The organism is Nocardioides sp. (genome assembly GCF_047607185.1).
GTDB lineage: Bacteria > Actinomycetota > Actinomycetes > Propionibacteriales > Nocardioidaceae > Nocardioides.
In genome coordinates this window covers 1-13499 of the sequence record NZ_JASGDQ010000103.1, presented here as the reverse complement: position 1 = coordinate 13499, position 13499 = coordinate 1, and the positions used below count along the sequence as shown (strand labels likewise).

The 13499-nt window shown below is 71.3% G+C and carries 15 protein-coding genes; 10 read left to right on the top strand and 5 right to left on the bottom strand.

Features of this window, described 5'->3' with window-relative positions:
- Nucleotides 1–173 precede the first annotated feature (173 nt).
- The gene (locus QM595_RS11915; RefSeq protein WP_415171774.1) at nucleotides 174–569 is read left to right on the top strand and encodes a hypothetical protein; all 396 of its coding nucleotides are present in this window, start codon (nucleotides 174–176) and stop codon (nucleotides 567–569) included.
- Here QM595_RS11915 and QM595_RS11910 read toward each other — a convergent pair.
- Both QM595_RS11910 and QM595_RS11905 read right to left on the bottom strand, forming a co-directional pair.
- Complete coding sequence (locus QM595_RS11910) at nucleotides 546–1856, bottom strand: sensor histidine kinase (RefSeq protein ID WP_415171773.1); 1311 nt, start codon at nucleotides 1854–1856, stop codon at nucleotides 546–548. The genes QM595_RS11915 and QM595_RS11910 overlap by 24 nt on opposite strands.
- A complete protein-coding gene (locus tag QM595_RS11905; protein WP_415171772.1) occupies nucleotides 1853–2539 on the bottom strand; it encodes a response regulator transcription factor in 687 nt (228 codons plus the stop codon). Before QM595_RS11905 ends, QM595_RS11910 begins: the two co-directional genes overlap by 4 nt.
- Before the next feature lie 101 nt (nucleotides 2540–2640).
- Between QM595_RS11905 and QM595_RS11900 the strand changes: the two genes are divergently transcribed.
- Nucleotides 2641–3069 (top strand): hypothetical protein, encoded by a 429-nt coding sequence (locus QM595_RS11900; protein WP_415171771.1) that lies wholly within the window; start codon nucleotides 2641–2643, stop codon nucleotides 3067–3069.
- A gap of 127 nt (nucleotides 3070–3196) precedes the next feature.
- Nucleotides 3197–4129, top strand: a complete 933-nt coding sequence (locus QM595_RS11895; protein ID WP_415171770.1) for a hypothetical protein — start codon at nucleotides 3197–3199, stop codon at nucleotides 4127–4129.
- A 70-nt stretch (nucleotides 4130–4199) separates the two neighbouring features.
- On the opposite strand, the gene QM595_RS11890 is transcribed toward QM595_RS11895, so the two are convergent.
- Nucleotides 4200–4745: a TetR/AcrR family transcriptional regulator gene (locus tag QM595_RS11890; RefSeq protein WP_415171769.1), complete on the bottom strand. Its 546-nt coding sequence runs from the start codon at nucleotides 4743–4745 to the stop codon at nucleotides 4200–4202.
- Nucleotides 4746–4831: 86 nt separating this feature from the next.
- On the opposite strand from QM595_RS11890, the gene QM595_RS11885 reads away from it, so the two are divergent.
- The gene (locus QM595_RS11885; RefSeq protein WP_415171768.1) at nucleotides 4832–5809 is read left to right on the top strand and encodes a DUF3533 domain-containing protein; all 978 of its coding nucleotides are present in this window, start codon (nucleotides 4832–4834) and stop codon (nucleotides 5807–5809) included.
- Nucleotides 5810–5919: 110 nt separating this feature from the next.
- Nucleotides 5920–7104, top strand: coding sequence for an L-2-hydroxyglutarate oxidase (lhgO, locus tag QM595_RS11880; protein ID WP_415171767.1), 1185 nt, complete (start codon nucleotides 5920–5922; stop codon nucleotides 7102–7104).
- On the opposite strand, the gene QM595_RS11875 is transcribed toward lhgO, so the two are convergent.
- On the bottom strand, nucleotides 7099–7662 hold the full coding sequence (locus tag QM595_RS11875; RefSeq protein ID WP_415171766.1) for a Uma2 family endonuclease: 564 nt from the start codon (nucleotides 7660–7662) through the stop codon (nucleotides 7099–7101). The two genes, lhgO and QM595_RS11875, sit on opposite strands and share 6 nt — an antisense overlap.
- A gap of 248 nt (nucleotides 7663–7910) precedes the next feature.
- Between QM595_RS11875 and QM595_RS11870 the strand changes: the two genes are divergently transcribed.
- The 5 genes from QM595_RS11870 to QM595_RS11850 are packed head-to-tail and all read left to right on the top strand — an operon-like array spanning nucleotide 7911 to nucleotide 12854.
- Nucleotides 7911–8486, top strand: a complete 576-nt coding sequence (locus QM595_RS11870) for a DUF4956 domain-containing protein (protein ID WP_415171765.1) — start codon at nucleotides 7911–7913, stop codon at nucleotides 8484–8486.
- Between the two features lie 11 nt (nucleotides 8487–8497).
- Complete coding sequence (locus tag QM595_RS11865) at nucleotides 8498–9235, top strand: polyphosphate polymerase domain-containing protein (protein WP_415171764.1); 738 nt, start codon at nucleotides 8498–8500, stop codon at nucleotides 9233–9235.
- Nucleotides 9236–9249: 14 nt separating this feature from the next.
- Nucleotides 9250–10827 carry a carbohydrate-binding domain-containing protein gene (locus QM595_RS11860; RefSeq protein WP_415171763.1) on the top strand — a complete coding sequence of 526 codons (1578 nt, stop codon included), beginning with the start codon at nucleotides 9250–9252 and terminating at the stop codon, nucleotides 10825–10827.
- Nucleotides 10827–11774: a phosphodiester glycosidase family protein gene (locus QM595_RS11855; RefSeq protein ID WP_415171762.1), complete on the top strand. Its 948-nt coding sequence runs from the start codon at nucleotides 10827–10829 to the stop codon at nucleotides 11772–11774. The genes QM595_RS11860 and QM595_RS11855 overlap by 1 nt, the downstream gene beginning before the upstream one ends.
- Nucleotides 11775–11780: 6 nt before the next feature.
- Nucleotides 11781–12854 (top strand): GtrA family protein, encoded by a 1074-nt coding sequence (locus tag QM595_RS11850; RefSeq protein WP_415171761.1) that lies wholly within the window; start codon nucleotides 11781–11783, stop codon nucleotides 12852–12854.
- Between the two features lie 38 nt (nucleotides 12855–12892).
- Here QM595_RS11850 and QM595_RS11845 read toward each other — a convergent pair whose 3' ends face one another.
- Complete coding sequence (locus tag QM595_RS11845) at nucleotides 12893–13363, bottom strand: MarR family winged helix-turn-helix transcriptional regulator (RefSeq protein WP_415171760.1); 471 nt, start codon at nucleotides 13361–13363, stop codon at nucleotides 12893–12895.
- Between the last annotated feature and the right edge of the window lie 136 nt (nucleotides 13364–13499).

Genomic DNA, 13499 nt, shown 5'->3' with positions numbered 1-13499 from the left:
GGTGGATCCGAGTCAACTGATGACTCGGATCCACCGCACTGTGGTGCTTCGTCAGCCCAGGTGGAGAGCCACGCCCGGCATCAGCGTTTCCTTAAGAGTCGGTTGGGGACGCCTTAGCGGGAGCGCTGGGAGGTTGGGACTGTCAAAGGATCCCCTCACGAAAGGTCACGACCATGCGTCCCTCAGTCAAAGTCGCCGCCCTCGCCACCGCCGCCCTCACTGCCGGTGGGCTCGGCGCCGTGCTGGCTCCCGCCTACGCGGACGGGCCCGAGCGGCACGGCTCCTGCAGCGGCGCCACCTACGACTTCGAGGTCGAGCGCGAGACGGGCGGCTTCGAGATCTCCTTCGACCTCGACCACGCCACGCCGGGCAGCCGGTGGGTCGTCGCGCTGCGCCACGACGGCAAGCGCTACTTCCACAAGACGCTGACCGCCCTCGACGACGACGGCGACGGCGAGTTCGACGTCGACCAGTGGCGCGCCGACAGCTCCGGCAAGGACACCTTCAGCGTCCGCTTCCGGGAGGCCGGCACGAAGAACTACTGCTCAGCCAAGATCCGGATGTCGTGATCCGAGATCCACGGTGACCGCAGCGCCGCCCAGCTCGGACCGGCCCAGCCGCAGCGCGCCGCCGGCCGAGCGGGCGGTGCTCTCGGCGATGGCCAGGCCGAGGCCGGTCGAGCCGGCCCCGCTGCTGCCACGGTCCGTCGGATCCACCCCGGCAGGGAAGCCGGGGCCGCCGTCCTCGACGACGAGCCGGACCGCGTCGCCGGCCAGCGACACCGCCACCCGCAGCGGCGTACCGGCAGGCGTGTGGCTGAAGACGTTGTCCAGCAGCACGTCCACCAGCGCCCGCAGATCCTCCTCGCTGGCGCTCACCGCCACCTCGCCGTCGGCGGCATCGAGGTCGAAGCGGCGACCCTGCTCCTCGGCCAGCGGCAGCCAGTACGACGCCTGCGAGCTCAGCGCCGCGACCGCCGGCGTACTGGCCGCGACCCCCTCGCGCTGCGAGCGCCGTGCCTCCCGGATCACGTGGTCGACCATCGCCTGCAGCCGGTCCACGTCGGCGCCGAGCCGGTCGCGGTCCTCGGCGTCGGGCAGCGCGTCGATGCCGAGCCGCAGCGCCGTGATGGGCGTGCGCAGCCGGTGGGAGAGGTCGGCGATGCTCTCCCGCTCGCGCTCCAGCAGCACCTCCACCCGCTCGACCAGCCGGTTGAGCGAGCCGGCCAGCTCGCGCACCTCGGGCGGTCCCTCGACCGGCACGGCCCGCAACCCGGTCCGCCCGCCGAGCCGCTGGGCATCGACGGCGAGCCGCTGGATCGGCCGCACGAACGACCTCCCGAGCCGGTCGGCCAGCAGCACCGCGCCGGCGAGGATGAGCAGCCCGAGCAAGGCCAGCACCAGCCAGGCCAGATGGACCGCCGAGGGAAACGCCGCCTCGCGCACGTCGACCCGGACGACCGGGGTGTCCTCCGGCAGCGCGCTGGTGCCGCCCAGCGAGACGGGCACCAGGATGCGGGTGCCGCCGGGGATGTCGTCGAGCCGGGCCTGGCCGGTGGTGCGAGCCTGCGCGACATCCTCGTCCTCGCCCGGATGGGGTCCCACCCCGGTGCCGTCGGGATAGAGCACGGTGGTCTGGATGCCGGCATCGCGGGAGTTGAGGCGGTCGAGATAGACCGACACGCTGCCCTTGTCGCCACCCGAGACGACCGTCTCGGTGGCCTGCACCTCCAGCGCGGCGCGGCTGAGCCGATCCTCGAGCGCGTAGCTGCGCACCAGCACGGCCATCGGCACCAGCATCGCGAGCAGCACCATCGCGACCGTGGCCGCGACGGTGAGGATCAGCGCCCGCCTCATGAGGCAGATGGCGCGCTGAGCCGGATGCCGACCCCGCGCACGGTGGTGAGATAGCCCGGCTCGGTGGCCGACTCGCCGAGCTTGCGTCGCAGCCAGGACAGGTGGACGTCGACGGTCTTGTCCGAGCCGCCCCATGGCTGCTGCCACACCTCGGTGAGCAGCTCCTTCTTGGTGACCACCTCGCCGGCCCGCTCGGCGAGATAGGCCAGCAGGTCGAACTCCTTCGGCGTCAGCTCGATCTCGCGGCCCTCCAGGGTGGTACGCCGGCCGCGCGGGTCGATCTCCAGGCCGCCGACGACCAGCAGCGACTGCTCGGGGCCGGCCCCGCTGCGTCGCAGCACCGCCCGGATCCGGGCGTCGAGCTGGGCGGTGGTGAACGGCTTCACGAGGTAGTCGTCGGCGCCGCTGTCGAGGGCTCGCACCAGGCTCGGGTCGTCGTCGCGGGCGCTGGCGATGATCACCGGGACCTCGCTGACGGCCCGCAGCATGGCGAGCACCTGGCTGCCGTCGACGTCGGGCAGGCCGAGGTCCAGCACGACCAGATCGGGTCGGGCAGCCAGCGCCCGCTCCAACCCGGGCAGGCCTGCCGGCGCGGTGTCGACGACATGGCCGAGGTCGCGCAGCGCTTTCAGCAGGCGAGCCCGGATCTCGTCGTCGTCCTCGATGATCAGCAGGTGCGGCACAGCGGCACGTTATCCCGAACCGGTTCCGACGGATCGGGCCTTAACCGGCCCTTATCCCTCGGCTAGCCGCGGCCTTGTCCCGCCGGGCGCATGATCGTCGGGTGAGCACGAAGCGCGTGGTGTTGCTGGTGATCGGCTGGCTGGCGGCGGTGGTCCTTGCGGTGACCATCGGCGTCGCCACGGTGTCGGCGGTCGACGCCTCGATGCGGGGCCGCGGCCCGATCGGCGACGAGGTGATCAGGTCCTCTTCGTCGGTCACGCCCAGCGCCACGGTCGACACCGATCGGCTGGTCACCGACGTCGTCAAGGGCGACTACGGCGAGTTCGAGGTCGGCTGCTCCGGCGCCTTCGCGGTGAGCATCGAGGCCCGGCCGGCCCCCGGCTGGCAGCTGCTCAGCCACGACCCCGGCCCCGACGACGACGTCGACGCCACCTTCACCGACGGCACCCGCAAGGCCGAGGTCGAGGTCTTCTGCAATCAGGGCAAGCCCACCCTGGCCGAGCTGGAGTACGACGAGCTGGCCGAGTGACCCTGACCGGCACCTCGGCGATGTTCACGGTCAGGTCGAGCGACGCTAGACAGCCGGGTTCGAACGCGGATACGGTTCCGCGATGATCTCGGCGAAGAAGCTCGGCTCGGCCCTTGCCTCAAGCCTCGTGGTCGCTCTCCCTATCGCTGTCACACCGCCCGCGCACGCTCTCGACGAGAACCGGGTGGTGACCAGCTTCGGCGGGTCCAGCGGGTGGGCAGACCCGGTCACCTGGCCCTGTCCCACGGCTGGGGCCGGGCCGAGCGCGGGGACCCTGGTCAGCGGGCCGGGCACCCCGCCGCTGGGCTCGGGCTCCCTGCAGTTGCAGGCCGCGCCCAACCAGCAGCTCGAGCTTCAGTTGATGATGCCTCGAAACCCCACAGGCATGACCGACTTCACGGTGGACGCCTACGGCTCGGGCACGTGGGCCGCCCGGGTGCTGGCCTATATCCCGGCCGCCACGACGGGCGGGGCACCGACGTGGCTCTACGACTACGTGACCTACCCGAGCTCGGGCTTGTCCTGGAGCACCGTGAATCTGCTGACCTCGGTGTGGTACCGCTTTCCCTACGGGAGCCCCAACTATGACGGGAGCGGCTCGCTCACTTCACTTCTCGGCACCGGGCTCCCGAGCGGGGCGGTCATCAACATCAGCTTCATGGCCGTCGGATGCAACCTGGCCACAGCCCAGACCGTCCATCTCGACAAGGTGATCATCGGCTACGACGGCAATCGGCAGATCACCGACTTCGACCCGCCGCCGGCGCCGGCACCGGCGGCAGCCACCGTGACCGCGAAGCCGGCGAAGAAGGTGGTCAAGGCCGGCGGCAAGGTGGTGGTCAAGGGGACGACCACGCCGGCCAGGAGCGGTGTGAAGGCGACGCTGTGGCGGGCCGGCAAGAAGCCGAAGTCGCTGGCGTCGGCCACGGTCGACAACGGCTCGTTCAAGATCGCCAAGAAGCTGAAGAAGAAGGGGAAGTACCAGCTCTACGTCACCATCGACGCCGACGCGACGACGCAGAGCGCGACCTCCTCGACCTTCCGCGTGCGGGTGAAGTAGCCCGTCGCGTCTGACCACGCTGGGCACCTGACATTCTGCACCGCGACACGCCGCTGGAGCGTGCAGAACGTCAGGTGCCCGCCAGCAGGCCGACGGCGACGTCGGTGACCCGGTCGACCAGCTCGGCGGAGACCGAGCCGGCCATGGCGGCGTGGTGGAGCAGCGCGCCGACCACCACGTCGAAGGCCAGGTCCACCTGCTCGGCCGGCAGCGGCCAGGCCTCGACCAGGGTGGCCTCGAAGGGAGCGCGGTACGACGCCCGCAGCCGGGCCCGCAGGTCGGGGTCGCGCACCGCCTCGTCGACCAGGCCGACCAGCAGCGCGTGCACCTCGGGGTCGCCGATTCGGCCGGCCATCCAGCCGACGGCGTCGTGCAGGGTGCCGTCCCGGCCGGGCACCGGTGGGTCGCCCATGATCGAGACGAGGGCGTCGAGGGCGAGGTCGCCCTTCGACGCCCACCGGCGATAGACCGTCGTCTTCGCGACGCCGGCCTCCCGGGCGATCGCGTCCAGCGTGGTGCCGGCGTAGCCCTGCTCGCGGACCAGGCTCACGGTGGCGGCCAGGACGGCGTCCTCGACGCCGGTGCGCCGTGGCCGGCCGGGGCCGCTGTGTGCCATGTCATGTCCTTGCGGGCTGGGATCGGGAAGATAGGAGGGGTTACCGTCGCTATTAACGATACCAACAGTAGCGTAATGGGGTAACCATGACCTTCACCGACGAGCTCAAGGACGCGATCTCGCGTCGTACCGTCCTTCTCGTTCTCGGCGTCCTCGCCGTGCAGATCGCCTTCATCGCCTCCTATGTCGGAGCGTTCCACCAGCCCACGCCGCACGAGATCGACATCGCCGTGGTCGGTCCGGACCAGGTCGTCCAGCAGCTCGACGACAGCTTGGAGCTGAGCGCGAGCGCCATGACCGAGGCCGAGGCCCGCGCGCAGATCGAGCGCGGCGAGCTCGCCGGCGCCCTCGTCGTCGACACGTCCGGCACCCAGGACACCCTGCTGACGGCGACCGCCCGGGGCTCCTCGCTGGCGACCGCCCTGCAGAGCGTCGTCGAGCAGGCCGACGCCCAGCAGGGCCGCACCGTCGCGGTGCAGGACCTGGTGCCGTTGGAGGAGGGCGACGCCCGCGGCATGTCCGGCTTCTACCTCGTCATCGGCTGGCTGGTCGGCGGCTATCTGGTCGCCTCGCTGCTCGGTGTCGCCAAGGGCGCCCGCCCCGCCAACCGGCGCCGGGCCGCGATCCGGCTCGGCGCGATGGTCCCGTACGCCGTCGCCTCGGGGCTCACCGGTGCGCTGGTCGTCGACCAGGGCCTCGGCGCGCTGACCGGCCACTACTGGGCCATCGCCGGCGTCGGCACGCTGCTGGTGCTCGCCAGCGCGACGGTGACGATGGCGCTGCAGGTGCTCTTCGGCACCATCGGCATCGGCCTGACCGTGCTGCTCTTCGTGGTGCTCGGCAACCCCAGCGCCGGCGGCGCCTACCAGCTGGAGCTGCTGCCGGGCCTGTGGCGCGGCATCGGCGAGTGGCTGCCCAACGGCGCCGGCACGACGGCGCTGCGCGAGATCGTCTACTTCGGCGGCCACGGCGCCGCCGGCCACCTCTGGCTGATCGTCGCCTACGCGGTGGTCGGCGCGGCGGTCACCCTGGCCGCCTCCGCGGCGATCCGCCGCAGAGACTAACGACAACTGGTGGCGTTCGCCGGCCGAACCCGCCCGCAGGCGGCCGAATGCCACCAGTTTGTCAGAGCACGGCCAGCAACTCGGCGGGCACGGTACGGCAGGCTGGGACCGTGGACGAGATCGTGGGCGTGGTCGGCGGGGGCATCGTCGGCCTGGCGGTGGCGCGTGAGCTGAGCCGTCGCGGCCACCGGGTGGTGGTGTTCGAGAAGGAGACCCGGCTGGCCGCGCACCAGACCGGGCACAACTCCGGCGTCGTGCACGCCGGCATCTACTACAAGCCGGGCAGCCTCAAGGCGCAGCTGTGCAGCAGGGGCCGCGACCTGATGAAGGAGTACGCCGTCGAGCACGCCATCCCCTTCTCCGAGTGCGGCAAGCTCGTGGTCGCGGTCGACGGCTCCGAGCTGGGCCGGTTCGACGCCCTGGAGAGGACCGCGACGGAGAACGGCGTGCCGGGACTGTGCCGGGTCGACGCCGGTGAGATCAGCGAGATCGAGCCGCACGCCACCGGCCTGGCGGCGCTGCACTCGCCGCGCACCGCGATCATCGACTACGTCGCCGTCGCCGAGGCGCTGGCCCGGGAGGTGGAGGACGCCGGCGGCCGGATCCTGCTGGGCACCGAGGTCACCGGCGTCTCGCGGTCGGGCGGCCTCCGGGTCCGCGCCGGGGAGACGTCGTACCCCGTCTCGCGGCTGGTGCTCTGCGGCGGTCTGCAGGCCGACCGCCTCGGCCGGCTGGTCGGCGGTCCGGCCGAGCCCCGGATCGTGCCCTTCCGTGGGGAGTACCTGCAGGTGGCGGCCGCCAAGCAGGAGCTGGTCCGCGGCATGGTCTACCCGGTGCCCGACCCGCGCTACCCCTTCCTGGGCGTCCACTTCACCCGCCGCGTCACCGGCGAGCTGGAGGTCGGCCCCAATGCGTTCCTGGCACTGAGCCGACAGCGCTACACCCGCGCCGCCACCAGCCCGCGCGACCTCGCCAGCACGCTGGCCTGGCCGGGCTTCTGGCGGTTCGCCGGCGAGCACTGGCGCACCGGCCTCACCGAGCTGCGGGGCGTGCTCAGCAAGCAGGCCTTCATGAGCCAGGCACGGCGCTACGTCCCCGAGATCGGCACCGCCGACGTCAGCCGGGGCGGCATGGGGCTGCGGGCCCAGGCGGTCGAGCGCGACGGCAGCCTGGTCGACGACTTCGTCATCCACGACGAGGACGGCATCACCAGCGTCCGCAACGCCCCCTCGCCCGCCGCGACCTCCAGCCTCGCCATCGCCGAGCACGTCGTGGGCCGGATGGGTTTCCTATAGCGCGAGGAGGGTCTTGAGGTTGACAGCGACGACCCCGAAGTCTCCGACCTGAACCTCGCCAGTGGGCTGCCCGGCGTCGAGGTCGAGGACGATATCCCAGCCGTGGCCGTTGTTGACCAGTGCCGTGAAGCTGGTGTTGTCGCGGTCGATGATCCAGTAGTGGCCGATGCCCCGCTCGGCGTATTCGCCAGTCTTGCGCAGGGTGTCCTCGGCTCGAGTGCTGGGCGAGAGCACCTCGGCCACGAGCACCGGAACCGTCGTGGCCCAATGATCGTCGTAGGGCTCGGCGGTGGCGAGCACGTCGGGGATCCGGCTGCGGCGCTCGCCCGTCCAGACACCGGCGGGGCCGACCACGAACAGGCCGGGGCAGCTTGCCTCGATCAGGTTCGCAAGGCGACGGGCGATCCGGTTGTGGCTGGACTTCGCCTCCGGGCTCACGAGCGCGATCCCGTCGACGTATTCCACGGTGCGATTCCGGAAGGCGTCCTCTGGCAACGCCAGGTAGTCCTCGAAGGACATGGGGATCCGCTCGATCCGCTCACTTGTGACGGCTGACATGACGTCTCCTGCTGCGACAGACACATCGGACTCCTCCATGGTGACATCCTGCCCCGCGATGGGCGAGGCTGCCAGCAGCCTGTCCGACGCAGGCCGAGCCCGCAAACGGCTCTCCACAGCTCCGCGATCTGGCGCCGCCTCGCACCCCGATGTCGGTCACAGTCATCTCACAGACTCATCTGACGGTGCGGACATTCGAGTCCGGCGTACTAGAGGTCATTCACCTTTCGTACACCAGGAGTTCACCGATGCCGACCTACGTCCTCTACGCCGCCGACCTGATCGGCGTCGCGATCCTCGTCTTCGGCCTGTTCCTGCCGCGCCACCGCCGGCCGGAGTTGGTCGTCGCCTACCTGACGACCAATGTCGGTGTCCTCGCCGTCGCCTCGGCGCTCACCTCCAGCACCATCGGCGCCGGTCTCGGGCTGGGCCTCTTCGGCATCCTGTCCATCATCCGGCTGCGCTCGGAGGAGCTCACCCAGACCGAGGTCGCCTACTACTTCGCAGCGTTGGCGCTCGGTCTGCTGGGCGGCCTCGGAGTCGGCGCCGACGGCACCGACCTGGCGCTGATGGGCCTGGTGCTGGCGGCGATCGCGATCGGCGACCACCCGCTGGTCGCGCCGCGCTCCCGCACGCAGCAGGTGCTGCTCGACCGGGCCTACCTCGACGAGACCGCGCTTCGGGCCCACCTGGAGGGGATGCTCGGTGCCACCGTCGTCTCGCTTCGGGTCCTCAAGACCGACGTCGTCAACGACACCACCCTGGTCGACGTCCGCTACCGGCCCTCGCGGCGCGGCGCCCGCACCGTCGAGGTCGTCCGATGACGAGCCTGGCCGTGAACCAGCTCGACCGCCTCGCCCCCGTCGCCCTCGAGGACCTGGTCGAGGAGGCCAGCCTGCTGGCCCGCGTCGACCGGAAGTACGTCGTCCCGGTGGCCGAGGCCTGGTCGCTGCTCGACGCGGTGCCACCCGGCACCCGGGTGCTGGAGATCGGCGGCGACCGGGAGTTCGGCTACCGCTCGCGCTACCTCGACACCCCCGACCGGGCCGGCTACCTCAGCTCGGGTCGGTCACGGCGGCTGCGCTGGAAGGTCCGCACCCGCCGCTATCTCGACACCGGCGGCTGCTGGCTGGAGGTCAAGACCCGCGGCCAGCGCGGCCAGACCGTCAAGCAGCGCGTCGAGCACCCCGAGACGCCGTGGCTCACCACCGAGGGCCGGGCATTCGTCGCGGGCATCGTCGGCGAGGCGGCCGCCGGGTCGCTGCAGCCGGTGCTGGAGACGTCGTACCGCCGCACCACGCTGCTGCTCCCGGGCTCCTCGGCGCGGGTCACCCTCGACGTCGACCTCGCCTGGTCGACGGCCGACCGGGAGCTGGTCCGACGCGAGCTGGCGATCGTCGAGACCAAGACCGGCTCGACGCCCTCCGCCGTCGACCGGCTGCTCTGGTCCCGTGGCCACCGGCCGGTGCGGATCTCCAAGTACGGCGTGGGCATGGCCGCGCTCCATCCCGAGCTGCCCCGGCTGAAGTGGCACCACACCCTGGCCCGCCATCTCGCCGTCCCGACCACCTGAATCGAGGAAGCACCATGAGACACACCAAGCTCCGCACCCGCCTCGCCGCCGCCACCGCAGCGCTGACCATCGTCGCGCTGGGCGCCTGCTCGGCCGCCTCGGACGACTCCGCGACCGCCACCTCCGGCACCTCCGTGGTCTCCGGGACCACGGCGAGCACCACGTCGTACACCCTCGACGACACCCACGCCGACGCCAACGACGGCGACTACGACGCCGCGAGCGCCACCACCATCACGCTGGCCGACGGTGCCAGCGAGGTCGACGGCGACGGCGCCAGCGTGGACGGGGACGTCGTCACCATCACGGCGCCGGGCACCTACCTCGTCTCCGGCACCCTCACCGACGGCCAGCTCGTCGTCGACAGCGACGCCGACGGCAAGGTCGTCGTCGTCCTCGACGGCGCCTCGATCACCTCCACCACGACCTCGCCGTTCGTGGTGACCCAGTCCGACGAGACGGTGGTGGTGCTGGCCGACGGCTCCGAGAACTACCTCTCCGACGGTGCCGACTCCGGCGCGGACGACGAGGATGAGGACGCCCCCAACGCCACCCTCTACTCCCAGGACGACCTGACCATCGCCGGCTCCGGCTCGCTGACGGTCAACGGTGAGAGCGCCGACGGCATCACCAGCAAGGACGGCCTGGTCATCCTCTCCGGCGACATCACCGTGGCCGCCGCCGACGACGGCATCAGGGGCAAGGACTACCTCGTCGTCGAGAGCGGCACCATCGACGTCACCGCCGGTGGCGACGGCCTGAAGTCCGATCAGGACACCACCGAGGACGGTGACGCCCTCGGCTGGGTCCGGCTCGACGGCGGTACCTTCACCATCTCGGCGGGCTCCCAGGGCATCGACGCCGTCGGCACGGTCGACATCGAGGACGGCACCCTGACCGTGACCGACTCCGAGGAGGGCATCCAGGCCGCCGTCATCACCATCGCCTCCGGCAGCGTGAACCTGACCGCCAGCGACGACGGCCTCAACGCCACCAGCCACACCCAGACCGGCGGCACCGAGCAGGTGGAAGACGGCGTCACGGTCACCATCACCGGCGGCACCGTGGTCATCGACGCCGGCAGCGACGGCCTCGACTCCAACGGCGACGCCGAGATCAGCGGCGGCACCGTCGCCATCTCCACGCCGAGCGCGAGCGGCCCCAACGGGGCGATCGACGTCAACGGCACGCTCACCGACGCCGGTGTCGCCAGCATCGAGACGGGCTCGGTGTCCAGCGGCGACCGGGTCACCCTCGTCGACTCCTCCGGCACCATCGTGGCCAGCTTCGTCGCCACCGGCCTGCAGTCGGCGCTGGTCGTCACCGGCGGCTCGATCACCTCCGGCGAGACCTACACGGTGTACGTCGGCACCGGCTCGGCCGCCGACTCCCTCGACGGCCTCGACGAGGTCGGCACGGTCACCGCCACCGAGGCCAGCGAGCTCGCCGGCGGCATGGGCGGCGGCGGTGGCGGCATGGGCGGTGGCGGCGGTGGCGGCATGGGCGGTGGCCCAGGCGGCTCCGGCGGTGGCCCGGGCGGCTCCGGCGGTGGCCCGGGCGGTTCCGGCGGTGGCTCGGGAACGAGCTCCTGATGTCCGGCCACCGTCGTCGCGGGGTGGGCCGGCGCGCGTTCCTCGTCGGCGGCGGGGCCGTCGTACTGACCGCCGGGAGCGCCAGCGCCTGGGCCCTCAACACCTACGTCATCGACCACGTCGAGGTCTCCGACACCGAGGCCTACGAGCAGGCCAAGGGCGTCACCAGCGGTGCCTCGCTCGACACCAGCGACGTCGTCGCCACTGACGACAGCTGGAGCGCGGACGGCACCTCGGTCACGATCACCAAGGTCCAGACCGGGTCCGGCTCGGCGACCGTCACCTACTTCGTCGCCGACGTGGTGCTCTCCGACGCCACCGTGCTGCGGACCGGCTTCGCCGAGGACGAGTTCGGCGAGAACATCATCGAGAAGACCTCCACGATCGCCGCCCGCAAAGAGGCCGTGTTCGCCGTCAACGGCGACTACTACGGCTTCCGCAGCACCGGCATCGAGATCCGCAACGGTGTCATCTACCGCGACAAGGGCGCCCGCGAGGGGATCGTCTTCTACGCCGACGGCACGGTGGCGCTGTACGACGAGACCCAGACCAGCGCCCAGGAGCTGCTGGACGCCGGCGCCTGGACGACGCTCTCCTTCGGCCCCGCCCTGATCGAGGACGGCGCCATCCTCTCCGGGATCGACGACGTCGAGATCGACACCAACTTCGGCAACCACTCGATCCAGGGCTCGCAGCCGCGCACCGCCGTCGGTGTGCTCGACACCAACCATCTCGTGTTCGTGGTCGTCGACGGCCGCGAGACGGGCTACAGCAAGGGGGTCACCATGACCGGACTGGCCGAGATCATGAAGGGCCTCGGTGCCCGGACGGCGTACAACCTCGACGGCGGCGGCTCCTCGACCATGTACTTCCAGGGCGAGGTGATCAACCAGCCGAGCAACGGCGGTGAGCGCGGCGTCTCCGACATCCTCTACATCGCGGGGTGAGCGGCGATGTCCGAGCCGTTCGTCCTCATTCCCGCCTACCAGCCGGCGCAGACCCTGGTTGACCTGGTCACCGAGCTGCGCGCGGCCCGCCCCGGGCTCGACGTCCTCGTGGTCGACGACGGCTCGGGACCGGCGTACCGTCCCGTCTTCTCGGCCGCCGCCCGGGCGGGCGCTCGCGTCCACCACGTCCTGCTCAACAGCGGCAAGGGCTACGCCCTCAAGACCGGGTTCGAGATGCTGTCCGGCCTGGGCCGCCCGGTCGTCACCGCCGACGCGGACGGCCAGCACGCGGTCGCCGACATCCTGCGGGTGGGCGACGCCATCGCCGAGGACGACGCCATCGTGCTCGGCGTCCGGGCCTTCGACGCCGCCGTCCCGGTGCGCAGCCGGATCGGCAATGACGCGACCCGGCTGCTGTTCCGGCTCGCCACCGGCCAGCGGCTGCAGGACACCCAGACCGGGCTGCGCGGCTTCCCCGCGCCGCTGCTGGACTGGCTGGGCACGATCGACGGCGACCGCTACGAGTACGAGCTGACCATGCTGCTGCGCGCCGCCCGGTCCGGCATCGAGCTGCGCACGGTGCCGATCACCACCATCTACCTCGACGGCAACTCCTCGTCGCACTTCCGGCCGATCGCCGACTCGATCCGGATCTACCTGCCGCTGCTGGCCTTCCTCGGCTCGTCCCTGCTGGCGTTCACCGTCGACACCGTCGCGCTGCTCGTCCTCGACGCCCTCTTCGGCTCGCTGCTGCTGGCGGTGGTCGGCGCCCGGCTCACCAGCGGAGCCGTCAACTTCCTGGTCAATCGACGGCTGGTCTTCGACCGGCACCGCGAGGTGCCGGTCGCCCGCGCCGCCCGCCGCTACGCCGCGCTGGCCGGCTCGCTGCTGGTCCTCAACTTCGCCCTGCTCGCCGGCCTGCACGCCGTCGGACTGCCGCTGCTGGTGGCGAAGCTGGCCACCGAGGGCACCCTGGTGATCCTCAGCTACGCCGTCCAGGCACGCACGGTCTTCCACGTGCCGAGTCGGCAGAAGTGCGGGTCTGTAGAGCGCCGAGTCGGCAGAAGTGCGGGTCTGTAGAGCGCCGAGTCGGCAGAAGTGCGGGCCGACTCGACGCCCTAGCAGCCCTCCGGCCGGATTCGGTCGTTGACCTTCCGGGTGATCGTCAGCAACTGCTCGACCTCGGCCGGGCCGAGGGCGTCGAAGACCAGCTCCCGGACCCGGGCGACATGGGCCGGGGCGGCCTGGGCCAGGTGCGCGAAGCCCTCGTCGGTGAGGATCGCGTTGGTGAAGCGCCCGTCGGACGGGTCGGGCTCGCGTCGTACGAACCCTCGCTTCTCCAGCCGGGTCATCATGTGCGAGAGCCGGGACAGCTCGGCGTTGGCGAAGACCGCCAGCTGGCTCATCCGCATGGTGCGCTCGGGGGCGTCGGAGAGCCCGGCGAGGACGTAGTACTCCACGAACGACAGCCCGGAGTCGGACTGCAGCTGCTGTCCCAGCTCGCCCGGCAGCGCCGAGAGCATCAGCGTGAGCGACATCCAGGCCTCGAGCTCCGGCGGCGTCAGCCAGTGGGGCTCGGTCGGGGGCACGCGGGCATTCTAGTAGCGTGTCGCCTCTAATTTGATGGGTATGTGTGTTCGGCTGTTCTGGTCGATACTGGACCGGAAGGAGTTGAGGACATGCCTCGTCCCAAGGAGTTCGTGGTCAGGCTGAGCGCGGCCGATC